Here is a 23,591-nt window from a genome sequence, read left to right as displayed (position 1 = left end):
TTGAAGTCGCTCGCCGCCCTTCAGATCAAGAGTGGTCTCTTGCATTGCGGACGTGCGCTGTGGTCGCCACAAGGCCGTATGATCTCCCATCGTCTTCCCCTGTACGCGATTCTGCTGGCGCTCGCCGGTTGCTCAACGCAGCCCGGCCCGCCCCCACAAATCGCCGCCGCCGCCGCGCGGCCGCTGAAGCTCGCCAGCTGGAATTTGGAATTCCTCGCCGAGAAGGAGGGGACCGGCTGCGAGCCACGCGCCGCGAATGACTATCTCGCCATGCGGCGGATCGCCGACAGCCTCGATGCCGATGTCATCGCCTTCCAGGAGGCGGAGAGCGTCAAGGCGGCCGAACGGGTTTTCGACCCCGCCCGCTACACGGTGGTGATGGAGAAACGGCCGGGCGAAGCAAGCGGGACCTGCGGCGGCCGGCATCCGGACCAGGCCTTCATTCGCCAGGCTGTCGGCTTTGCGATCCGGAAAGGCATCACCTTCGATCGCAACCCCGACGTCACCAGACTGATGCTCGGCAATCCCCAGCTACGCTCGGGCATCGATATCACCGTGCGCGCACGCGGCCACGATCCGATCCGGCTACTTGGGATCCATCTGAAGTCGGGCTGTTTCGAAGGCAGCGAGGCCAAGGCTTGCCCTGTCCTCCTCCAGCAAGTTCCGGCAGTCGAGGCGTGGATCGATGCCGCGGCCACTGGGCCCGAGCGCTTCGCGGTACTCGGCGACTGGAACCGGCGCCTGGGCAGCCCCGGCGACCGCTTCTGGAGCGAAATCGACGATGGCCAGCCCGCCAATGCCGATCTCAGGCTCGCCGATGCCGGCACTCCAACCAGCTGCGACCCACGCTATGATGCATTCATCGACCATATCGTACTCGACAGGCGCGCTGGCGCGGCCATGACGGGTTTCACCGAGGCGCACTATGCCAATGGCGAAAAGCATTATTCCGACCATTGCCCGATCGCGGTGACACTTGCTCGCTAGCGTCACAGAGATTTCGCGCGCTTCAGGGGCAGTTCGAGCGACGGTGACTTGAGCAACTTTGGCGCTTTGACGTGCGGACAAGCCATAAGCCTTCCAACCGTTAAGCCGATGGTTGGGCGCGACGCGCGCATTCTTCGCCACCGTCTGGGCTGCCTAGAAGGCGTGTGGAAACAACATTTCGCCAGGGCGTCGTAAGAGCGTGCAACTTGATGAAATTTGGTGCATCATGGTGCAGGGAGGACCGAGTGGCATGGCACACCTTAAACACCAAAAAAGATTCACGGTGTCGGTCGACCAGGCTGACTACGATGCGCTCCAACAGCTCTGTTCGACCGCGACACCACCCGTCAATTTGCAGTATGTGATGCGGCTCGCCGTCCGCAATCTGCTCGAACAGCATGCATCCAGGCAATTGACCTTTCCACTGGAGCGGCGACCGTGAGGTTCATTGACCTTTTCGCGGGCCTCGGCGGGTTCCACCAGGCGCTTGAACGTCTCGGACACGAGTGCGTCTTCGCATCAGAACTCAACTCGAATCTGGCCGACCTCTACGAGCGTAACTTCGGCATTCGCCCCCATGGCGACATCCGCGAGGCCTTTGCGCTCGTGCCGGCGCACGACATTCTTTGCGCAGGCTTCCCCTGCCAGCCGTTCTCGAAGGCCGGAGACCAATTGGGCTTCGACTGTCCTCAATGGGGCGATCTCTTCGATTACATGATCAAAATCCTAGAGCGGCACGAACCTCGCTTTCTGATAATCGAGAACGTTCCGAACATCATGCGACACGATGGTGGTAACACCTGGAATAGGGTCCGGCAGCGCCTGCGCGACCTCGGCTATGAGATCGACTCCGCCCTTATGTCGCCCCACATGTTCGGAGTGCCGCAGCTTCGGCAGCGCGCGATTATTGTTGGCGCGCGCAGCAGCCTCAGTGCGTTCGAGTGGCCAGAGCCAACCCACGACTCCAACGCCGTCGATATCCGTTCGGTTCTCGACAGGAACCCAGTCGGGGCGAAACCGCTGCCCTTGGCGTTCGTGACATACCTCAACGCGTGGCAACAACTCTTGGACGCTTTGCCAGCGGACGCGGAGCTACCCTCATTCCCGATCTGGGCGATGGAGTTCGGCGCGACCTACCCCGCGCGCACTGCCACGCCGATTGGACATGGTCTCTCGGAAATAAGGTCGTTCCGCGGCTCGTTCGGGCAACCGCTGCGCAACATGACCGACGCAGAGGTCCTGGAGGCGCTGCCGCCGTACGCGCGCGATGGCAACGCTCGATTCCCGGAGTGGAAGATCCAGTTCATCGAGCAAAACCGCCGCTTCTACCAGCGCCACAAGGCCATCATCGATCCTTGGCTCCCATCCATCCGCGGCTTTGCCCCGAGCTTCCAGAAGCTCGAGTGGAACTGGAAGGATGGCCCGCGTGACCTGAGCCAGTGCATCATCCAGTTCCGCGCCTCCGGCATTCGCGCGAAGAGGCCAACCGCAGCGCCCTCCCTGGTCGCTCTGACGACTAGCCAAGTGCCCGTGATCCCTTGGGAAGGCCGCTACATGACCATGCGGGAGTGCGCACGGCTCCAGAGCATGGGCGACCTGAAGCACCTACCCGACACACAGACAGCCGCCTTCAAGGCGCTCGGGAACGCGGTGAACGTCGATGTAATCGGTGCCGTTGCCGCGGCGCTGCTTGAGGAGAAGCCGCCAACGCAGACCAAGTTGCGCCTTCCCTTCGCCAGCCGATCGGCTCAGATCGAAGCCGTTGCCTGAACCTCATAAGGGGTTCTGGCAAATTTAGAGGGGATTGCGCGTTGGAAGACCTAGACTTCGACCAGGTTGCTACGCTCCTCTCCGAGCTGTCGCAGCCCGGCGCTCTGCCAAAACTCGATGGACGGCGAAAGGTGCCCAGCCCATTCGATCCATCAGAGATAGACTTCGCGTCGAGCGCGTGGCTAGCCCGGGTGCTCGAGGTGGCAACGTGGCTCAACTTAGACTCAAGCTTCGACCAGCAGGACCCGCCAAAGGCGGTCGCCCTGCGCCTTTTCGACGAACTCTCGCCGGGCAAGGCAGAGGCTAGCTTCCAGAGCGAGGATGGCCACATCGTGCTCAATGAGATGGGCGCTCAGGTCCTCGAGGAACGACTGAGCCGGGCCGTGAGCAACCGCACCAACTTCCTACAGATGCTCGATGAAGAGCTATCGGTCGCGGCGGCCACGGAGGCGTGGGTTGACGCATGGAACGAGGCACCTGCTACCGAGCCCCTGTCGATCAACGCGACCGTCGATAAGTGGCGCATCTACGATCTTTCCGGCCGAGCTCTTCAAAATCAGCTAGAACTGAACCCGACCTACCAACGCGACTTCGTCTGGTCGAACTCCGACTCGCAGATGCTGATCGAGTCCATCCTCCGCGGCATCCCGCTTCCCTCAATCATTCTCGCGAAGGTGTCGAACAGCCAGCGATTCCAGATCGTCGACGGCAAGCAACGAGTCACTGCAATCCTCCGCTTCATGGGTGCGCATCCAGAGGGTCGCGCCAAGGCCAAGGAGTTGAAGGAATGGGAGACGTTCGACACCAACTTTGCACAGTTTGCCAGGCGGAATAACCTGCGTGCGACGGACATCCGCGAGAAGTACCTGCCCTTCAAGACGAAGAAATATACCGACGACCTTGATCCCCTCAAGCCGCTCGGCGGGCGTTACTACTGCGAGATCAAGGACAAGCAGGTCCGCATTGCCGGGGAGACGATAACCGTCGCCGAACTGTTTGAGCGGGCGTGCGACTACTTCATCCCGGTGCTCATCTACCGCGATACCCAGGTGAGGGACATCCACAAGGTTTTCCGGCTCTACAACCAGCAGGGGATGAAGCTCAACGCGGAGGAGATTCGCAACGCCGTCTTCAACCACCTGATGATCTCGCGGCTAATGCTGTTCGTGGGCGGCGACCGCCCCGAGCCCGAGATCGCGCCGGAAATGGTCAAGGCCGGGATTGATCCCACTACCGCCCACGAGAACATCAAGGCTCTCGGCTTCGGGATCACGCGGTTTAAGCGCACGAAGGTCCTATTGTGGACGGTCGCCACACTGATCTTGAAACCGGCGCAGGGCCCGGACAAGTCCTACCGAACCCCTTCGACCGCGAGCCACATCGACGAGTTCCTTAGGTCGATTGACAGCGACAGGCTCGCGCAGTTCCGATCGAGGACGACGCTTGAGAACCTCGCCAACGACCTCATCACCGCCCTCGAACTCCACCAAGCGGCCTCCGACGCCTGGCATCCGAAGTTCCGGCGCAAGGGTAAGAGCGAGATGGCGTCGCGGTGGGAGGAACTGCCAGTCGTCGCCAGTCTGCTCGCCTGCCTCGTCCTGGTCATCACCGGGCAACAGGACAGGCTCGAGGAGGAGATCGATGCGGTGCGGGAACTCACCGCCCGCATGGTCGGACCCAGCAGCACGCAGAACAAGACGCAGTGGGCGCACATCGCCAACTCCGCGACCAGCATCCTCGAGACGCTGGGCCTCAGCCTCGCGGACGCCGACGCCGCCGTGCGCGAGCGCTACGGCGACAGCGCGATCGGGGCGCTGCTCGAGATCCGCAAGATCACTATAGATTGATATGGTCGAGGGTGAGCCCAGCCTCGGCCCGGCCGCGATCGTTCCTGTTGGCGATGCGCCTTCGGCCGATTTCGAGAGATCAGGCACAACGATCGGGGGCGCGCCCTGGTGGGCGCGATACCGTGCCAGCGTGGAGGGACGGCTCTCCCCGACCGCGCTTGAGGTGCTGGAGGACGACGCACGCTACATCGTTAGGAGTGCCCTGCCGAAAGGCGGCGAAGAGTTCGACCCGGCATCCTGGCCCGAGTCCCGGGTCCGGACCGGGATGGTCGTCGGCTCCGTCCAGTCCGGCAAGACGGCCAGCATGCTGGGCGTTGCGGCATTGGCGCTCGACGCAGGCGTCGATCTGTTGATCCTGCTGGCTGGCACCCGCGTGAGCCTTTGGCTCCAGACATACGAGCGTCTGCTCGGCCAACTCGATGGGTCGACCGCGGACAACGCATACCGTCGCCGCGCGGAGCGCCTGATCCTGCCGCAGCCCGCCGACATCCTCCACGAGCAGCGGGCCGATCCGTCGCGATACCTGCAGAGGCCGCTCGCGCGGCAGGCGCTGAAAGCCGGGCGGCCCATCATCTGCGTCGTCCCCAAGGAGGACGATCACCTCCTGACGCTCAGGCGGTTCCTCGGAGAGGTCATCTCCGACAATTTCCTCGACGGCCGGACGAAGCCCTACACCATCCTAATCCTGGACGACGAGGCGGACGACGCAAGCGTGCTCGACAGCGACCGCTCGCAGAAGCTTACGCCCCGGCTGATCACGGCGCTGTGGAGTGGCGATCCCGACGTGGCCGCGACGCGCCATCCGGCGCTTCTGGCGAGCTACGTGGCCTACACCGCGACGCCGCAGGCCAACTTCCTGCAGGCGACGCACAACCCGTTGAGCCCGCGGGACTTCAACGCCGCCCTCCGCACGCCGGGACCAGTCGGGTCGGTGAGACCGCGCTCGCTCGGCTATGCTGAGACGGCGGGCATCCGCTCCTACTACTGTGGCGGCGAGATGTTCTACGAGCGGCTGCGGAAGGCGGGCGACGGCGCATTGTGCCGCACGTCGCTCTTCCCCGATCCGCGCCCCGGCGAGTCGGACGCGGAACTCGCAGACCGGCGCGAAGGCCTACGCTGGTCGATGCTATCAGACGCGCTCCGCTGCTACATGGTCGGGGCGGCGATCAGAAGCCTTGAGGCCGGCTGGGAATCTGCGTTCGATCGCGGGCGCGTCTACACCTCGGCCGAGGACGCGCGCGCCGCCGCGCGAGGTCCGCACACGATGCTGATCCACCCCTCGGCGCGCAAGGAGGACCACTTCAACACGGCGATCGACGTGGTCCGCTGGGCCATGTCGGAGCCGGGGTTCGAGGCCGCGGTGGAACCGAACGAGGAGATGGCGGAACGGCTCGACATCTCGACCGAAGGCCTGACGCGCAGGCTCGGCCTCGAGGAGGCCGAATGGTCGGCGTGGCTCGCGCGCTTTGAGGCCTCCCGAATGGCCCTATCTACCCTTCCACAGGCCCCATACACCCCGATACCGATGGCCAGGTGGCCCGAGGTTCGGAGCGCTCTGCTGGAGAGGGTCTTCCCAAACGTCCGCCTACGCGTCCTCAACAGCGACCCGGCGTCGGATGACCGCCCGCGCTTCGAGGTCGAGGATGGCGCGGACGGAGACTTCCGAATCCCCCCGGACAGCCTGTCGATATTCGTGGCAGGGAACGTGCTCTCACGCGGCCTTACCCTGGAGGGCCTGACGACGAGCCTGTTCCTCCGCGGCGCAGCCGAGCCAGCCGCTGACACGCAGATGCAAATGCAGCGCTGGTTCGGCTACCGGGGTGGCTTCCTACCCTTCTGCAGGGTCTTCACCTACGAGGACCAACTTGAGCTGTTCAGACGCTACCACGTGAACGACAACGCGCTGAAGTCGGAGGTGATCGCCTCGATGGACTGTGGTGGCGAGGCGATCGGGCCGGCGCTCGTCCTCCAGGGCGCCTCATTCGTCGCGACGAGCAAGGTCGAGGCGCGCAAGGTTCCGCTGTCGCCGGGGCCCAGGCCCTCCATCCGGCTCGTCGAATCCGAGGACGACGTCCTCGCACGGCACAACATCGATGTCGCCGCGCGATTGCTCGACGATGGGGAATGGGTGCCCCTCAGGGACGACAACGGGCTGGAACGAGGTCTGATCAGAACGGAGCCGGTCAGCCTCCAACGCATCGCCGCGACGCTCAACGACCTGCGGTTCACCCGCCACGATCCCGACCTCGGCAACGAACTGAGCCAGCGGTGGGATCACTACTCCCGGCTGCTCGGCATCGACGACCAACTCTTCACGCCGCCCATGCGGAATCCGCAGGATTACGGGGCCGAGCCCCAGTCCTGCCCTTATTCAATCGCGGCCTACCTCAGGCTGTGGTCCCACCTCACAGGTGACCACTCGGCGCCCGGATTCTACCCGACGGACCGACCGGAGGTTCCATGGAACTACGCAGACACCCTTCGCTCGGCGACGCCCATGTTTTACATCGCGTTCAGGCATGGCCAGAACATCGCACGTGACGCCCGCTTGGCGGTGAGAGGAATAAAGGCCGTGACGCGCGAACGGACACCGAACGGCCGCGCACTGCAGACCCTTTGGGGCACCCGCGGATACGGTGGCACCTACTTCGGCGACGAACTGATTGACTATTACTTCCACCGTACTGCGCCCGTGCCGAGCATCCAGGGGGGCGCAAGCTGGCGTCCCCGCGGCCATCCCGGTCTCGCCCTCCTACACGTGGTCAACGCGCCCGATCTTCCCACCGACCAGTTGGCGATCGGCCTTGGCCTGCCGCACGGCGGCCCCGACCATATCGCGGCCCTCCGAACATGAGCGACACCCACTTCGAGTCGCTTCGCAACGACCTCGAGGCACTCGCCGTTCCCGAAGGTCACACCCGGAACCTGCGGTGGTTAGGCCTGCCGCTGGCGATCGGCCGCACCGCGTCGGGCGACTACGAGATCTTCATCCGGGGTGACGAATTGAGGGCGTCGTCGTCGCTCGTCCGGCGCCACGTGCAGCACGGCGACTGGCGGCCCGAGGAGGGTGGCGACCCGTTCTCGGCGAGCAGAATTGTCCTGCCCGCGGCGCCCCATTTCGCGTCGGTCGCGGCTCTGATCGCAATCGAACTGCTCCGGGCGGGCATCGGTGGACCAGCCGGAGTCCAGCCGGCATTCACGGACGTCGAGCCCATCATCGAGATGGCGATCCGTCGCGGCGCGCTGTCGGAAGAGGTGATCATTGGACTGATCGGCGAACTGACTCTCCTTCGCCAACTCCTCCTTGCGCGTGCCGGCGAGCCGGAGAAGATGCTGCGCTGCCTAGACTACTGGCACGGGTGGAGAGAGGGCGGCCGCGACTTCCGCATCGGCAATCACGCGATCGAGGTGAAGACGACGCAAGCGAGCGTCTCCATCCACGAGTTCAGCGGTCTTCACCAACTTGAGCCGGCCCAGCTTCCGTCAGGCGAGATCGAGAGCCTACACATGATGAGCATCGGCCTCGCCGCATCAAACTCGATCGGCGAGAACCTTCCTGCGATCGTAAGCACTATCGTCAACCTGCTCTCCGCTCCAAAAATGGGCGCCGAACTGGCTGACGAGTTCCTGCGACGGGTGTCGCTCTACGGCACGGTATCAAGCAGCGGATATTCCCATTGTACCATGCAGGAGTGGAGCGCCTACGGAACGCGCTACACGCACACTTTCCTGCCGCGGCTCTACCGCGTCGACGACCCGGCGATGCTCACGCTAAGTCGGAACCTCCTCGCCCAGACATTCGTCCAAGCGCAGGGGCTTTCCTTTACGATGCACATTCCCGAGCAGGTCTCCGCCTTCAACCCCGCGCCGAGTTGGGAGGCCGAGTTGGAAACGATGGTAATAGATTGACGCCTCGTCCGCCGAGCCAATGTCGAGTGCTGGGCCCGACGCGTTCAAGCGCGCGGAGCCGCCGATTGGGCCCAAGAATCCGCTCTATGATGCGGATCGAGATGCGATTCACCACTGATTAGCGCAGGTCGCAGACCCGCCTGCCCTGAAGATCGTTCGTGCCGAAGCGGCATTTCAGTGCCGCTTCGGCACTTAAATGCCCTACCCATTGCAGCGCATTTGTCCCTTAGCCATTATCGCATCGGATCGAACCGAGAGCCAGCCGAGCTACACGTTCTCTTGAACGATGAACCGCCGGACCTCGTGCCACGATCGATTGTGAGGCCCGGTGCGAGCGCCGCGCATCGGGGATTGCCAGCCATCGCCGTAGACGATGACCAGCGATCTTCTGTCGATGGAGCAACGTTGAATTACGGGGCTATGAGAACCTATGCTGCGTTCCCGAACGTGGCACGATAACGCGTGACAATTTTCCGCGCTTCGAGCGTCGGATGCTTGAAGAAGTTCGCGATGTGAGCCAACGTGGGAGCCAGTTTTCCTTACGCATCGTACCGTCCGCCGCGCGCCAAAAAAAACGCGCGAAGCCCAATGGGCCGCGCGCGCTTCAAGGTGCTGCTGGGAGAAGGTTTCAGCGACCGGCGAACTGCCGCCCGTGGGTGGCAAGCGCCCAGCGCTGTAAGGTGGCGTCGGGGCCGGTCTGACGCACGAAGCACTGGCCATGCTGTGCCCGGATCGAGCGGCACAGGCCAAGCGCGTCGGCCCGGCCGCCAAAGCCGCTGACAGCTAGGCGATGATAGGCCTTCCCACTGACTGTCACCTGGCTCGTCACCACCGGGAAAGCCGCGATCGTGCCGCTGCGGCGTGCCATAGCGAACCATTTTTCCTTGGCCACGGCGGCGCTGTCATACGCGCCCAACTGCACTACCCAATTGCTGGCGGCACCGGCGGTGGGACGGTAAGCGGCGACCTTCGCAATGTGCGCGGTCAGCTTTTGGGAAGCGGGCTCGTCCAGGCGTGCCTTGATCGCCGCACGCTCGGCAAAGCTGATCGGTGCAGGCGCGGCTTCCTCGACCGGAACGGCAGCGGCAACGGGTTCCGCCCGCGCCATTTCGACCGGTGCGGATGCCTGGGGCGCGGCATCGGTCTGCGCCAGCGCCATCGGTGCGTCGACCGGAGCGGCCAGTGCCAGCGCGACGGGCTGACCCGGATCGGCGGCGGGCGTCACGCCCATCAGCGCGGCCACGCGCAGCGGCGCGAGCGACGGTTCGGCCATTTGGGCCCAGTCGGAAATCCGCTTGTTGGCGGCGAGCGGCTCCATGTCGAAGCCCGCCATCAAGCGCGCATCCTTCCACCGGCCCGCCAGTGCGTAAGCATAGGCCAGATTCTGGCGCGTACGGGCGGTTGCGGACGGATCGTGGATCGCTTCGGACAGGATGCGCACGCCCTCGCCGGGATCGCCCGCCATCGCCATGGCGAGGCCATAGTCCCCGGCAGGCACGATATCGGCGTGCGCCGCCAGCAAGGCGCGCGCCTCTTCCGCGCGGCCCTGCGCCACCTGCACCAGCGCCAGGCTGACGATTGTCGACGCGTCGGCATTGCCAAGCGCCATCGCGTCAGTCAACGCGCTCTGTGCCGAAGCGAAGCGTCCGGCGGCGATATAGGCGCGTCCCAGCAAGTGGCGGTAGGCGGCATTCTGCGGCGACAACTGCACGGCCGCTTCCGCCGCCTCGACCGCCTTGGCGCCGTTGTGGGCCGTGATCGCCTTGTCGGCGGCAGCGGCCAGCTTGTCCGGATCGGCCTTCGCCTGCACAGCGGACGCCGACGGACGAAACGCCGCGCCGGTGCAGCCGACCATCGTCGTGGCGATCAGCAGCGACGACAGCGCCGCCCTATGCAACATCTTACGGTTCATGGCTCTACCCACCCTTATACCTTGCCGCCGCGCACGCGCGGGAGTTGTTCGGCCAGCCGGTCGATCTCCGGCTGGTCGCTGAGAAAATCGTCGAGCGCCTGCGTCACGACCTGCTGGGCGGACCGTCCGCTGACCGCGCAGGCCAGACGCAGCTTAAGATGCCGTTCGGTATCGAGACGCAGTGTGAAAGCCGCCTTGCGCCCTTTTGCGGGTGCCGCGTCCGGCGCGATCCCCCCGGCCGCCAGACGGCGCGCCAGCGACTTGCGCTGCACGACAACAGGCGGCTCGACCGCTAAGGGCGTTATCGGCGTCAGGCCGATGGGTGATGCGGACTCCTCCACCGGATGCGGCGCGGATTCGACATCGAAGCCCATGTCGTTCCAGCCAAGATCGTCCTGCGGCATTGCAGCGGGACGCCCGAAGCCGATCGTCGGACGGCGCATCGCGGGCTGTGCCGCGCCTTTGCGCGCCAGCAAACCGGAAGTGAGGGAAGCGAGGGGTTTGGGTTCGGACATGGTCCTGACGCTCCTCACTGGCCCATCACACGGCGACCGAAGCCCTGTCCCGGCTGGCGGGTCGGCACGGTGCCGACGCTGCCTTGCGGCACGCTGAACACCGTCCGGCGGAAATTGCGCTCCAACCGGTCGGAGACATAGGTCCACAATGCCGTCACCTCGGCGGCCGAACGCCCCTTGGGATCGACCTCCATCACGGTGCGGCCGTCGATCATGGAGGCGGCGAAATCGGTGCGGTGATGCAGCGTCACCGGCGCGACGGTTCCGTGCTGCGACAGCGCCACGGCGGCTTCGGACGTGATGCGCGCCTTGGGCGTCGCAGCGTTCACGACGAAGATCAGCGGCTTGCCCGCACGTTCGCAAAGATCGACGGTAGCGCCGACCGCGCGCAGATCGTGCGGGCTGGGACGGGTCGGCACGACGATGAGTTCGGCGACCGAAATGACGCTCTGGATCGCCATGGTGATGGCGGGCGGCGTGTCGATGACGGCGAGCTTGAACCCCTGCTCCCGCAAGGTTTCCAAATCCGTCGCGAGCCGCGAGACGGTGGTCTGGGCGAAGGCGGGATACTCCGCTTCCCGCTCGTTCCACCAGTCGGCCAGCGAACCCTGAGGATCGATATCGATCAGTACGACCGGACCCGCCCCGGCGATCTGCGCCTGCACGGCAAGATGGCCCGACAGGGTGGTCTTGCCCGATCCGCCCTTCTGCGATGCCAATGCCAATATCCGCACGCGCATGTCCCCCAAGGAAATCCAGTTCCGTTACGGAATGCCACGGGCCCACCTAAAAAATGGTTAACTGAGCATCCTCGCCGGAAGCGGGCCAAAGCGGGACAGTACTTCGCGTCACTAACAGGACTTTAACCTTGTGCGCTGATAAGCATCCCTCGATCTTTGACTTGGTGGAAGTGGCGCACATGAAGCGGATGTGGAAAGGCCTGATGGTAACGGCGATGATCGCGGGGGCAATGCCCGCGCTTGCGGACGTGAAGGCCGGCGTCGATGCCTGGCAGCAGGGCGATTATGCCAAGGCGATTGCCCAGTGGCGTCCCCTTGCCGAGGCGGGCGATCCCGATGCGCAATTCAACCTGGCTCAGGCCTACAAGCTGGGACGCGGGGTGCAGCCCGACTTCAACGCCGCTATCGACTGGTATCGCAAGGCGCAGCGTCAGGGGCATCTGCGCGCCGAAGACAATCTGGGCGTGCTGCTTTTCCAGCAGGGCGACCGCGCCGGGGCGATGCCATTCCTTCAGAAATCCGCCAGCCGGGGCGAACCGCGCGCGCAATATATCGTGGCGACCACGCTCTTCAACGGTGACCTGATCGGCAAGGATTGGGTGCGCGCCTATGCGCTGATGACCCGCGCATCCGCGTCGGGCCTGCCGCAGGCCTCCAGCAGCTTGGCCGAGATGGACAAATATATCCCCGAGGATCAACGGCGAAAGGGTCTGGCGCTGGCCGCGGGGATGGAGCGCGGCGACAAGGATGTGCTGGCCGCCGCTGCTACGCCCCCGGCCCCGACGCGCGATCAACCCAAGCCGGTCCGCAAGGCCGAACTGCCGCCCGCGGCGACAGAACCGACGCCAGCACGCCCCTCCCCGCCCAAGCCCGTACGAACAGTCGTGGCCAGCAAAGCTGTCGCCGCTCCCGCCCCCGCCCCCGCTCCCGCCGCCTCGGGCGGATGGCGCGTTCAGCTGGGCGCATTCGGCGAGGAAGCCCGCGCCCGCGCGCTGTGGGGCCAACTCACAAAAAGCGTCAGCGGCCTGTCCGCCTACAAATCCTATTATGAAAAAGCGGGCAGGGTGACGCGGCTTCAGGCCGGGCCGGTCGCCAGCGCCGCCGACGCCGCGCGTCTGTGCGGGCGGATCAAGGCAGCGGGTTCGGACTGCATGCCCAAAAAGCTTTAGGCCGCTCCCCTGCCCGCCTGATCGATCAGCCAGTCGCGAAACGGCCGCAGCGGACCGTCGAGGGCGGATGACGGATAGACGAGATAATAGGCTTGGTCGGTCGACAAAGGCCGGACGAAAGGCACGACGAGCGCGCCTGCTTCCAGTTCCGGCTGGATGAGGAAGCTCGGGATCAGCGCGACCCCGGCGCCCGCCGCCGATGCCTGCGCCAGCATCAGGAAATGTTCGAACGCGGGCCCCGGCTCCAGCGCGGACGCATCGACACCCGCCGCCGCCAGCCAGCGAGGCCAGGCGTCGCGCCGCGAACTCTGGCTGAGCAGCGGGACGCTGAGCAGGTCGGCAGGCGTGCGCAGCGGATGGGCGGCCAGCCAAGCGGGAGAGCAGACCGGCACCGCCTCCTCGCGAAACAGGAAGTCCGCAACGACGCCGGGCCATTCTTCCGCGACACCGAAGTGGACAGCTGCATCGAAATCCTCATGCCCGAAATCGAACGGTTCCGACCGGGCGGCAAAGTCCACGACCAGGTCGGGATGGCGCGCGGTCAGTTGCGGCAGGCGGGGGGCAAGCCAGCGCATCCCGAAGCTCGGCAGGGTAGCGATGCGCAACGCCCTGCGCTGCCGCTGCGCCGAAGCCCGGGCGGTGGCGCGGCGAATAGCGTCAATCGCGGGCAGCAGATCGTCGGCATAGGCACGCCCCGCCTCGTTCAGTCGCACGCGGCGCCCGATCCGGTCGAACAGCGGCGTCTGGAGCATCGCCTCAAGCTGCGCGATCTGGCGGCTGACCGCGCTTTGCGTCAGGCCGATCGCTTCCCCCGCGCGGGAAAAGCCACCATGATGCACTGCCGCTTCGAAAGCGGTCAGCGCCGACATCGGCGGCAGCCATTTCGGATCGTTCTTCATTCCCATTTCGCATCTACAGATGACGATGCACCATTTGGCATCGGCTTAAATCTCTATCATATTGGCGGTGCGAAGTGGAGCCGATGATGCAATTGAAGAATATGGGCCATGTCGAGGCGATCCTATGCGCGACCCTGGGGGACCGGGCCGGGCGCGACACGCTGGCCATGCTGGACATTCCGCAGGCGCTGCTCGACCAGCGGGGCGATGCCGTGTCCCGCGCGGCCTTTGCTATGGCGATGAACGTCGGCCTGTTCCACGATCTGCTGGACCGGGTGCCGAGCGGCAGGGCCTATGTCGCCGACACGCTGGCACAGGGGCGGCGCATTCATTTCGACCATGGCGCACTTCGCACGATCCGCTTCGCCGATGGCCCGACCGGTGGGCTTCCGGGTGGTGAGGACGCCTTCACGCGCATCTTCCTGCCGCTGGGCTATGCCATGGCGGCGGTCTATCCGCTCGACCGGCTGCGCATGACCGGGCGCGCCTACCGCCACGTCGACATGCCCGATGCGATCCCCCAATTCTTCCTGTCCGAACTGCATGTCGACCGCTTCGACCCGGCGTTCGGTGAGGCGGCGCAGCGCGTCTTCGGCACGTCGCGCGATCCGCTCGACGATGCGGCGAAAGATGTCCTGCGTCGTTACGAAGCAGTTGAAGCTGTCCACATCGCTGTCGCAATAGAGGCCATGCCGACGATCCTTTCCGCCTTCGACCGGCATCATGCGCCGCCGAGCTTCGACGATTATCAGGCGCTGCTGGCACAGTCGAACGAAGCCGCCTGGATCGCGACCGAAGGCAACGCCTTCAACCATGCGACTGACCGGGTGGCCGATGTCGCCGCGCTCGCCGAGCGGTTGAAGGCGCAGGACCGCCCGATGAAGGAGCGGCTGGAAATTTCCTCGAGCGGACGGGTGCGCCAGACCGCTTTTCGCGCCGACCGGGTAGACCGCCCCTTCGCCGATGGGGAAACACGCACCGTGTCCGGCTCCTTCTTCGAATTCATCAGCCGCGACATCGACCCCGATACAGGACTGATCGACCTTGCCTTCGACACGGGCAACGCGACCGGTATCTTCGCCATGACCGGCGCGGGACGGTGAGCGCCATGCTGCAATCCTTCGACCCCGCTTCGCGCGAACTCGTCTGGGAAGGCCCGGTGTCGAGCGCCCGGGACTGTGAAGCCGCCGTCGCCCGTGCCCGCCGTGCGCTGGCGCACTGGCGTGGCCTGCCGGTGGACGAACGCATCGCGGTCGCGCGCCGCTATGCACTGGTTCTGGGCGAACGACGCGCCGCCCTTGCCGAACTCATCTCCCGCGAAACGGGGAAGCTTTTGTGGGAAAGCGACGCCGAGATCGGCTCCATGATCGCGAAGGTCGACGTGTCGATCAAGGCCCATGCCGAACGCACCGGTGAGCGGGCCGCCGACATGCCGTTCGGTCGTGCCGCGCTGCGTCATCGCGGCCATGGCGTGATGGCCGTGCTGGGCCCCTATAATTTCCCCGGCCATCTGCCCAACGGGCATATCGTCCCGGCACTGATCGCCGGCAACACGGTCGTATTCAAGCCGTCCGAAATCGCGCCTGCCACGGGCCAGGCAATGGCCGACGCATGGGCCGCCGCCGGGCTCCCCGACGGCGTGCTCAGTATCGTGCAGGGCGGGCGCGCGACGGGCGAGGCTTTGGTCGCGGCGGATATCGACGGACTGCTCTTTACCGGATCGGCGGGGGCCGGGGCGGCGCTACGCCGCGCGCTGGTCGATCGACCGCATGTGATCATGGCACTGGAACTGGGCGGCAACAATCCGCTGATCGTCTGGGATTCGCCCGAAGCGGCAGCGTCGATCATCGTCAATTCGGCCTTCATCACCACCGGCCAGCGCTGTTCCTGCGCGCGCCGCCTGATCGTTCCCGAAGGGACGATGGGCGACGCCATCGTCGAAACGACGAGGGCGCTGACCGCACGCCTGCCGATCGCGGCATGGAACGCGCCGGGCGATGCTTTCATGGGGCCGCTCGTGTCGGATCAGGCCGCCGCCGCCGCGCATCGCGCCGTTGGCGATCTGGTCGCGCGCGGAGCACGCGCAATCCTGCCGTTCGAGGGTATGGGCGGAGACAGCAGCGCCTTCGTGACGCCCGCCCTGCTCGACATGACAGGGATAGAAGCCCCCGACGCGGAGATTTTCGCACCCGTCCTGTCTGTCATCCGCGTGCACGATTTTGACGCCGCCATCGCCGCTGCGAATGCGACTGCGTTCGGCCTTTCGGCGGGACTGGTCTCGCAAGACGAAGGGTTGTGGCAACGCTTTGTCGAGGAAAGCCGGGCGGGCGTCGTCAATCGCAACCGACCCACCACGGGCGCAGCGGGCAACATGCCCTTCGGCGGTCTGGGCGCATCGGGCAACCACCGCCCGAGCGCCTATTACGCCGCCGATTATTGCGCCTATCCCATCGCGAGTTTCGAGGCGGCGTCGGTCGAGGCGGTGGCCGTGGCTGGGATCGGCGGTTGACAATTAGGGGCGTCAACGCGCCGGCGGCATCGCCCTCTACCTAAAAAGAATGGCTAAAGGCCAAGCTTCGTCCAGAAATCGTCCGCGCTGATGGCAGCATCGCGACGCGTGGGCGGCTCCCTGCGAGTCCAGCTATGATGCGGAAGGAAGATGCGCGCACCGGCGCGGGGGCTGAGCGATTCGCGATTCGGTCGGGCTCTCGCAGTCATTCGTCTTCTCCTCGTCAGGGAACACGAAACCCGCGTCGTCGCGTCGGTACCGTGCGCTTTAGCCGTTGGTGACGCGGAGCAAGCTGACATCCATCAAAAGCCGCGAAGCGATAACGCTTGAAGCTTTTTTAACATGTCTTTGAAATAGGTCGAAAAAGCTTTGGTTGGCCGCCGGGCAGCTCAACTTTATCGGTCGCGTTGAATGCGATCCGATCAGGCGACGATGCTGTAGAGGAACCAGCCGACAATTAGCAAGCTCGACACGATACAAACCCGATCACCGAATACGTCGATACGCGACATGAGGCATCATCCTTCCAAATCATGGGCGATCTCCGTCGCCTCGTGATGGAAGAATACAATAAATAGACCAACTGGCAAAGAAGAAAGTTACCGATTTCTCCGAAATCCCGTCGGTGACGATAAGCCAACGGAGTTTTTCACTGGTAACGATACCAGCAAGGCCAGTCAGCGCCCGCCGTTTCTTTCCTGCCAGGCGCGCATGGACTCGTGTGGACCGCGATAGGCCTGCTGCGCCTCTGCGCTCCAATATTTGAGGTCTTCCAGATCGATGCGCGCGCCCGACACGGCGCACAGCACGAACTGGCCAGGACGCAGGATATCGAAGTCGGCGGCGTTATACCGAAGGACAGCCAGCCCCTGAATGTCGGCCATAGCTTCAATCCCCGGTCAGGATGCGATCGACCAGTTGCTTGACGGTCGGGACGAAGCCGTTGGAATAGAAAGGGTCCTGCTTGAACTTGTAGGCGCCATGGCCGGCGAAAAGCAGGTTCTTGTCCAGGTCGCCGCCATGCACCGCTTCCTGAAGCGACTTCTGGATGCAGAAGCTCCGCGGGTCGGCAAGGCGACCGGTGGAATTGGTTTCGCTGTCCATCCAGCTGGAAAAGGCACATTGCGACAGGCAGCCCATGCAGTCGGTCTGATCCTTGCGGATTTCGCTGCGCTCTTCCTCGGTCACGAAGACAAGCGTGTTGTCCGGGGTCTTGAGCGCGGAGGTGAACCCCTGCCCAAACCATTCGCGCGCACGGTTGAGGTCGCCCACCGTCACCCAGAAATTCTTGCCTTTCACCCCGACATCGAGCTGGTGCGTATGATCGCCCGCCTGTTCGGTGCTGAACGGAATCTGGCGTTCCGAGCGCGTTTCGAGCTGGCGCAGGAAAGGATTGCGGATCGCCGAGCTGTAGAAGCCTGTGGGCGAGAAACGGTGGAGCAACACGTCGCCGGGCTCCAGTTGCATCAGCCGTTCCTTCCACAGCTGAGGGATCGGGCTTTCCTGCGTCAGCAGCGGGCGGGTGCCGAACTGGAAGGCGATGATGCCAAGTTCAGGATTGTCGATCCAGTCGTTCCAGTCCTTAAGGTGCCAGACGCCACCCGCCATGATGATCGGCACATCGTCGGAAATGCCGCCCTCGCGCATCGTGGCGCGCAGGTCGCGCACGCGGGGATAGGGGTCCTGCGGCGCGCGGGGATCTTCGGCATTGGAGAGGCCGTTGTGTCCACCTGCGAGCCAGGGGTCTTCATATACGACCGCGGCGAGCCATTCCGACGCCTTCGAATAAGCACGCTTCCACAGCGCGCGAAAGGCGCGGCCGGACGACACGATGGGAAGATAGTTGACGCCGTAAGACGCTGCGATCTCCGACAGCTTATAGGGCATGCCCGCGCCGCAGGTGACGCCCGCCACCATGCCCCGAGTCTTTTCGAGGACGCCGTGCAGCACACGTTGCGCCCCGCCCATTTCCCAGAGAACGTTGATGTTGATCGCGCCCTTGCCGCCCGCGATTTCGAACGCGCGCTTTACCTGTTCGACCGCGCCGTCGATGGCATATTCGACCAGTTCTTCATGCCGGTCGCGCCGGGTGCGGCCATGGTAGATTTGGGGGATAGGATTGCCGAAGCTGTCATAACTGTCCGCGTTTACCGCAGACACCGTGCCGATGCCGCCTGCCGCGGCCCATGCACCTGAACTCGCATGGTTGGATACAGCCACGCCCTTGCCGCCCTCGACCAGCGGCCACACTTCACGGCCGCCGTAGACGATAGGCTTCACACCCTTGAACAACGACATCTCCAATATCCGTCCCGATCCCCCGACCGGGTAAAAGCAACCCTGTAGCAGCATTCGCTGCCTATGACGAATTGCGCGCGCCCTAGCGCAAAATCAGGGGACTTGCCAGAGCTTCGCCATAGAGGCTCGCATAAGCGTCCACCATGGCGGATTCCGTGAAGTCCCGTGCCGCCCGAGCCCGGTTCGCAGCACCCAGCCGGGCGCGCAGATCGGCATCCTGCGCGAGGTTGCCAAGCGCGCCCGCCAGGGCGGCTTCGTCGCAAACGACGAACGCGCGGTTTTCGGGCGCGACCATATTGGCGACATCGCCCACGTCCATCGATGCCACGGGAACACCGGCGGCCATCGCCTCCACCAAAGAGATCGGAAACTGCTCGCTGTCGGAAGAAAGGGCGAAAATATCGAACAGGCCCACGAAGCGCCATGGGCGATCCATGAAACCGGCCATGTGCATGTCGTCCACGCCCTGCGCCGCCGCCTCCGCCAGGATCGCATCCCGTTCCGGCCCCTCGCCCACGACAACGAGTTGCAGCCGGTCCCGATGGGCCGCGACGGCGCGCACGAGGCGGGGGATGTTCTTGACCGCCCGCAGGCCCGCCAGCGTCCCTACCAGCCGCTTGCCCGGCGACCGGACGAGACCGGGGATCGCGCCGGGCGCGGGCGGTTGCATGTAGCGCGCGATGTCGATGCCGTTGCGGATAAGGTGCAGACGTTCGCCGGGCTGTTTCCAAATCCCGCGCGCGATCTGCTCCAGCCGGACGGAGGGAACGACAAGGCCGTGCGCGCTTTGTAGAGCGAGGCGGCGGAACAGGTTGCGCTTGGTCTTGAGGCGGTCGGCCTCGTCGGCGTTGAAGCCGTCCTCGTGGTGAATGAGCGGCGGCATTCCGGCGGATCGCCCGGCTAGCCGGTGCGCCATGACCGCATCCATCGCGCCCCAATTATAGGTGAGGACGAGGTCGAACGACTTCAGGAAGGCGCGGATTTCGCGATAGCGCCGCAGTCCGGGCTTTCCGGCGAAGGACGGCCCGTCGGGGAAGTCCGCCGCCACGCCCGGGTCGATGGCGTCGCGCGCGCCCATCGCCTGCGGATCGGCGCTCATGATACTGTGTCGTACCCGGTCGCCCCACATATTCATTAGGCGGACAGTGCGCGCTTCCTTGCCGCCCAGCGAGAAGCTGCCATGGACGTGGAGGATATGCGGTCGATCCGCCCGCACCGTTTCAGCCATGCATGACACGCGCGAGCAGGCGGTCGACCGCTGCCACGCTTTCCGGTTCGTCGAGGACCGGAGCGTGCCCCACATCGGCGACCGTCACCAGTTCGGCGCTGTCGCCGATGTCACTTGCCATCCGCCGCGCCGTCGCCTCGGTCAGAAGGTCGGACCGCGCCCCGCGCAGCAGCGTCGTCGGGATGCCGGTGAATGCCCGCATCACCGGCCACATATCGACCCCTGTCTCGCTGTCCATGGCGCGGATCGGTTCGGCGATCTTCATGTCATAGTCCAGCACGACGCGCCCGCCGCTATTAAGCCGATAGAGGCGCTTGGCCATCGCCAGCCATTCCTCCAGGCCATAGCGGGGATAGGCATCGGCGTTGGCTTCGGCCAGTGCGCGCGCCGCATGGACCCAGGTGGGATGGGATTGCCCCACGCCAACATAGCCCCGGATACGCGCCAGCCCGTCCTCCTCCAGCACCGGGCCGACATCGTTCAGCAGCGCGCCCGCCAGCCATTCGCGGTGGGTCGCCGCGATGAGCATGGTGATGACCCCGCCCAGCGACGTGCCGATCGCGACGAAGCGGGGAATCGCAAGGTCCGCAAGCAGACGGCTGATGTCCTGAAGATAGGTGAGCGGGGCATAGGTCATCGCGTCCTTGGCATAAGCGCTTTCCGACCGCCCCCGCATATCGGGGCAGATCAGCCGCCACTCGCCGCCAAGCCGCTGGGCCAACGGTTCGAAATCGCGCGCATTGCGCGTCAATCCCGGCAGGCAGAGCAAAGGCGGACGTCCGTCCGCGCCGCCTTCATAGTCCCGATAATGGAGCCGCAGCCCGTCAGGAGACCACCAATATGCATCCTTGTAGCGGCTCAAGCTTGATCCTCTGGCTGCCTCACCCCCATATCGCGATATGAGCCAGACCCCGCAAGCCGCCATTTACCGTCCCGCGAACGAAATCGACGCGTTGATGCCCGCCATCGCCGCGCCGGTCGCGGCGGCCGAGTTTCCTCAGGCGATCCTGCGCTATCGCAATGATCGCGCGGCGGGGTCAGTAGGACTGGCGGGCTTGAGCGACGGCGACTGGGTGCGCCATTTCGGGGGCTTCGAACCGTTGGAAGGCACCCTGCCCCAGCCGTTGGCCTTGCGTTATCACGGGCATCAGTTCCGCCACTATAATCCCGATATCGGCGACGGGCGCGGCTTCCTGTTCGCGCAGCTGCGCGATGGGGCGGACCGCTTGCTCGACCTTGGCACCAAAGGGTCGGGTCAGACGCCCTACAGCCGCTTCGGCGACGGGCGGCTGACGTTAAAGGGCGGGGTGCGGGAAATTTTGGCGACCGAGATGCTGGAGGCGCTGGGCGTCAACACGTCGAAGACCTTTTCGCTCATCGAAACGGGCGAAGCGCTGGAGCGCAATGACGAACCGTCACCGACGCGCGGATCGGTGCTTGTCCGGCTCAGCCATTCGCACATTCGCATCGGCACGTTCCAGCGCGCCGCGTTCCACGACGACAAGGCGCTGCTGGAACAGCTGACCGATTATGCACTGACACGGCTTTATCGCGATCGGCCGGGTGACAACCCTGCAGCGCAACTGCTCGGCCGCGTGGTCGAGCGGACCGCGGACTTGGCCGCCAGCTACATGGTCGCAGGCTTCGTGCATGGCGTGCTCAACAGCGACAATATCAACGTCACCGGCGAGAGCTTCGACTATGGGCCGTGGCGATTCACCCCGATGTGGGACGCGGAATTCACTGCCGCCTATTTCGATCAGGGGGGGCTATATGCCTTCGCGCGGCAGGCCGAGGCGATCCATTGGGACGTGGCGCAGCTCGCGGTGTCGCTGCGGCCGCTGACCGCCGCCGAACCTCTGGTCGAGCAACTCGAACGTTTCCCCGTGCTTTATGCCGAAGCGTTACAGCGAAGGTTCTGCTGGCGGCTGGGCGTCGAACCTGGTGCCGATGCCTCTGCAATGGTCGAAGCGGCAGTGCGCGCCATGGTGGCCACGCGGACGCCGATCGACCGCTTCTTCTTCGATTGGCGCGGCGGGATGACGAACGCCCGCTACGAAGGCGGGGACTGGGCGGCATTCGGCGAGGCGGTGAGCGCCTTCCGCCCCGTTCCTGGCGCGCGAGATCATGACTATTGGCAATCCGAAGCGCCCTGTTCCATGACCATCGAAGAGGTCGAGGCGATATGGAGCGCCATCGACCGGGACGACGACTGGCAGCCGCTTCATGACAAGGTGGCGGCGATTCGACATATGGGGGATGCGTTGGGCACGCCGCCGACCGTCCCATAAGCCTGTTTCATTCCTTAACCATTTTTGGGCATAGCCGACCCGCATGACAGGCCCCCTCACTTCGTTCGAACCCGCGACCGGCACGCTGCTGTGGCAGGGGCCGGTCGGCGATGTCGACGCGGAGGTGGAGCGGGCGTGTGCCGCCTGGCCCAAATGGGCCGCGCAGCCCATCGCCTACCGGATCGAGACGCTGCGTCGCTTCGTGAATGTCGTGCGGCGGCATGAGGACGCTCTGACCGATCTCATCGCCCGGGAAACCGGCAAGCCGCTCTGGGACGCGCGCGCCGAAGTCGCCGCCGTGATGGGCAAGGTGGATATCAGCGTCGCGGCCTATTCGGAACGGACCGGCCAGCGCAGGCTGGAAGCGAATCTGGGCGCGCGGCAATCGGTGCGGCACAAGCCTCATGGCGTCATGGCAGTGCTCGGGCCATATAATTTTCCGGCGCATCTGCCCAATGGTCACATCGTCCCCGCCCTGCTGGCCGGCAACGCAGTGGTGTTCAAACCGTCGGAAAAGACCCCGGCAGTGGGCGAGATGCTGGTGAAGCTCTATCGCGAGGCGGGCGTTCCCGCCGACGTGATACGGCTGCTGACGGGCGGCGCCGACATGGGCCGAGCGCTGGCGGCGCATCCCGATGTGGGCGGCGTGCTTTTCACCGGATCGGCGCAGACCGGCCTTGCCATCAACCGGCAATTCGCGGCCCAGCCTTCGAAAATCCTGGCGCTGGAGATGGGCGGCAACAACCCCATCCTGGTATGGGACACGCCCGAAATCCACGCCGCCGCGACCATCGTCGTGCAATCCGCCTTCATGACCAGCGGGCAGCGCTGTACGGCGGCGAGCCGCCTTATCGTGCGCAACGACCTTGCCGACCGGCTGATCGCGGAAGTGAAGAAGATCGCCGACCGGCTGATCGTCGACCATCCCCATGCCGATCCCGCGCCCTATATGGGACCGGTCATCGACAACGAGATGGCGGATGGCCTCACCGAAAGCTTCCTCTATCTGATGAGCAACGGCGGCAGGCCGATCAAGCATATGGTTCGCCCGAAAAAGGGCCTCCCCTTCGTCAGCCCCGCGATCATCGACGTGACCGATGTCAGGGAACGACCGGATGTCGAGCTTTTCGGCCCCCTGCTTCAAGTGATCCGCGTCGACGATTTCGCCGATGCCATCTGCGAAGCGAACAATACGCGCTATGGCCTTTCGGCATCGCTGATCGGCGGATCGCCCGAACAATATAACCAGTTCTGGTCGAACGTTCGCGCCGGCGTCGTCAACTGGAACCGCCCCACCAACGGATCGGCTTCCAACGCACCCTTCGGCGGCGTCGGCATTTCGGGCAACCACCGCCCCGGTGCCTATTATGCCGCCGATTACTGCGCCTATCCGGTGGTATCGGCGGAGATCGAAAGCCCCCGCGCTTCCATCGGCGTCGGTCTGAGGGACATCGACGTGGGTGCCATGGGCGATTGATCGCCGCGCCGGGCCAAATATTTCCTTATCCCCGATATAC

Annotated in this window: 20 protein-coding genes; 11 read left to right on the top strand and 9 right to left on the bottom strand. The window is 64.8% G+C overall.

Going from position 1 to position 23,591, the window contains the following annotated elements; genetic code table 11:
- The 6 genes from DI606_RS03190 (at position 1) to DI606_RS03165 (ending at position 8,513) form a co-directional block, all read left to right on the top strand.
- Positions 1–987 carry an endonuclease/exonuclease/phosphatase family protein gene (locus DI606_RS03190; RefSeq protein ID WP_247650886.1) on the top strand — a complete coding sequence of 329 codons (987 nt, stop codon included), beginning with the start codon at positions 1–3 and terminating at the stop codon, positions 985–987.
- 250 nt (positions 988–1,237) lie between these two features.
- Positions 1,238–1,429 (top strand): hypothetical protein, encoded by a 192-nt coding sequence (locus tag DI606_RS03185; protein ID WP_168847175.1) that lies wholly within the window; start codon positions 1,238–1,240, stop codon positions 1,427–1,429.
- Positions 1,426–2,757 (top strand): DNA (cytosine-5-)-methyltransferase, encoded by a 1,332-nt coding sequence (gene dcm, locus DI606_RS03180; protein WP_168847174.1) that lies wholly within the window; start codon positions 1,426–1,428, stop codon positions 2,755–2,757. The genes DI606_RS03185 and dcm overlap by 4 nt, the downstream gene beginning before the upstream one ends.
- Before the next feature lie 41 nt (positions 2,758–2,798).
- Positions 2,799–4,604, top strand: a complete 1,806-nt coding sequence (locus DI606_RS03175; RefSeq protein ID WP_168847173.1) for a DUF262 domain-containing protein — start codon at positions 2,799–2,801, stop codon at positions 4,602–4,604.
- A gap of 1 nt (position 4,605) precedes the next feature.
- Positions 4,606–7,458 (top strand): Z1 domain-containing protein, encoded by a 2,853-nt coding sequence (locus DI606_RS03170; protein ID WP_293979729.1) that lies wholly within the window; start codon positions 4,606–4,608, stop codon positions 7,456–7,458.
- A complete protein-coding gene (locus DI606_RS03165) occupies positions 7,455–8,513 on the top strand; it encodes a PD-(D/E)XK motif protein (RefSeq protein WP_293979727.1) in 1,059 nt (352 codons plus the stop codon). Before DI606_RS03170 ends, DI606_RS03165 begins: the two co-directional genes overlap by 4 nt.
- A gap of 628 nt (positions 8,514–9,141) precedes the next feature.
- On the opposite strand, the gene DI606_RS03160 is transcribed toward DI606_RS03165, so the two are convergent.
- Genes DI606_RS03160 through DI606_RS03150 form a run of 3 tightly spaced genes read right to left on the bottom strand, consistent with a single transcriptional unit; the run spans position 9,142 to position 11,674 of the window.
- Positions 9,142–10,425 (bottom strand): SPOR domain-containing protein, encoded by a 1,284-nt coding sequence (locus DI606_RS03160; protein WP_293979725.1) that lies wholly within the window; start codon positions 10,423–10,425, stop codon positions 9,142–9,144.
- 14 nt (positions 10,426–10,439) lie between these two features.
- A complete protein-coding gene (locus DI606_RS03155) occupies positions 10,440–10,940 on the bottom strand; it encodes a hypothetical protein (RefSeq protein ID WP_293979723.1) in 501 nt (166 codons plus the stop codon).
- Positions 10,941–10,954: 14 nt separating this feature from the next.
- Entirely contained in the window at positions 10,955–11,674 is a 720-nt protein-coding gene (locus DI606_RS03150; protein WP_293979776.1) for a ParA family protein, read from the bottom strand.
- Between the two features lie 185 nt (positions 11,675–11,859).
- On the opposite strand from DI606_RS03150, the gene DI606_RS03145 reads away from it, so the two are divergent.
- A complete protein-coding gene (locus DI606_RS03145; RefSeq protein ID WP_293979721.1) occupies positions 11,860–12,849 on the top strand; it encodes an SPOR domain-containing protein in 990 nt (329 codons plus the stop codon).
- Here the strand turns inward: DI606_RS03145 and DI606_RS03140 are convergent.
- Positions 12,846–13,748: a LysR substrate-binding domain-containing protein gene (locus tag DI606_RS03140; protein ID WP_293979719.1), complete on the bottom strand. Its 903-nt coding sequence runs from the start codon at positions 13,746–13,748 to the stop codon at positions 12,846–12,848. The two genes, DI606_RS03145 and DI606_RS03140, sit on opposite strands and share 4 nt — an antisense overlap.
- An 86-nt stretch (positions 13,749–13,834) precedes the next feature.
- Here DI606_RS03140 and DI606_RS03135 point away from each other — a divergent pair, with 86 nt between their 5' ends.
- Both DI606_RS03135 and astD (DI606_RS03130) read left to right on the top strand, forming a co-directional pair.
- Entirely contained in the window at positions 13,835–14,851 is a 1,017-nt protein-coding gene (locus DI606_RS03135; protein ID WP_293979717.1) for a DUF1338 family protein, read from the top strand.
- Positions 14,852–14,856: 5 nt separating this feature from the next.
- Positions 14,857–16,257: a succinylglutamate-semialdehyde dehydrogenase gene (astD, locus tag DI606_RS03130; protein ID WP_293979775.1), complete on the top strand. Its 1,401-nt coding sequence runs from the start codon at positions 14,857–14,859 to the stop codon at positions 16,255–16,257.
- Between the two features lie 53 nt (positions 16,258–16,310).
- Here the strand turns inward: astD (DI606_RS03130) and DI606_RS03125 are convergent, their stop codons facing one another.
- The 5 genes from DI606_RS03125 to DI606_RS03105 form a co-directional block, all read right to left on the bottom strand.
- Entirely contained in the window at positions 16,311–16,466 is a 156-nt protein-coding gene (locus DI606_RS03125; RefSeq protein ID WP_293979716.1) for a hypothetical protein, read from the bottom strand.
- 468 nt (positions 16,467–16,934) lie between these two features.
- The gene (locus tag DI606_RS03120) at positions 16,935–17,141 is read right to left on the bottom strand and encodes a DUF2093 domain-containing protein (RefSeq protein WP_293979715.1); all 207 of its coding nucleotides are present in this window, start codon (positions 17,139–17,141) and stop codon (positions 16,935–16,937) included.
- Between the two features lie 4 nt (positions 17,142–17,145).
- A complete protein-coding gene (locus DI606_RS03115) occupies positions 17,146–18,549 on the bottom strand; it encodes a nitronate monooxygenase (RefSeq protein WP_293979774.1) in 1,404 nt (467 codons plus the stop codon).
- Between the two features lie 88 nt (positions 18,550–18,637).
- Complete coding sequence (locus DI606_RS03110; protein ID WP_293979713.1) at positions 18,638–19,783, bottom strand: glycosyltransferase; 1,146 nt, start codon at positions 19,781–19,783, stop codon at positions 18,638–18,640.
- Complete coding sequence (locus DI606_RS03105; protein WP_293979711.1) at positions 19,776–20,645, bottom strand: alpha/beta hydrolase; 870 nt, start codon at positions 20,643–20,645, stop codon at positions 19,776–19,778. Before DI606_RS03105 ends, DI606_RS03110 begins: the two co-directional genes overlap by 8 nt.
- A gap of 37 nt (positions 20,646–20,682) precedes the next feature.
- Here DI606_RS03105 and DI606_RS03100 point away from each other — a divergent pair, with 37 nt between their 5' ends.
- Both DI606_RS03100 and astD (DI606_RS03095) read left to right on the top strand, forming a co-directional pair.
- Positions 20,683–22,074 (top strand): protein adenylyltransferase SelO family protein, encoded by a 1,392-nt coding sequence (locus DI606_RS03100; RefSeq protein ID WP_293979709.1) that lies wholly within the window; start codon positions 20,683–20,685, stop codon positions 22,072–22,074.
- A 43-nt stretch (positions 22,075–22,117) separates the two neighbouring features.
- The gene (gene astD, locus DI606_RS03095) at positions 22,118–23,551 is read left to right on the top strand and encodes a succinylglutamate-semialdehyde dehydrogenase (RefSeq protein WP_293979707.1); all 1,434 of its coding nucleotides are present in this window, start codon (positions 22,118–22,120) and stop codon (positions 23,549–23,551) included.
- Positions 23,552–23,591 lie beyond the last annotated feature (40 nt).

Origin of the sequence: Sphingobium sp. (genome assembly GCF_003248505.1) — a bacterium.
Classification (GTDB): Bacteria; Pseudomonadota; Alphaproteobacteria; order Sphingomonadales; family Sphingomonadaceae; genus Sphingobium.
Note: the sequence above shows the minus strand (reverse complement) of the source record. Positions and strands in the feature narration are given on the sequence as shown.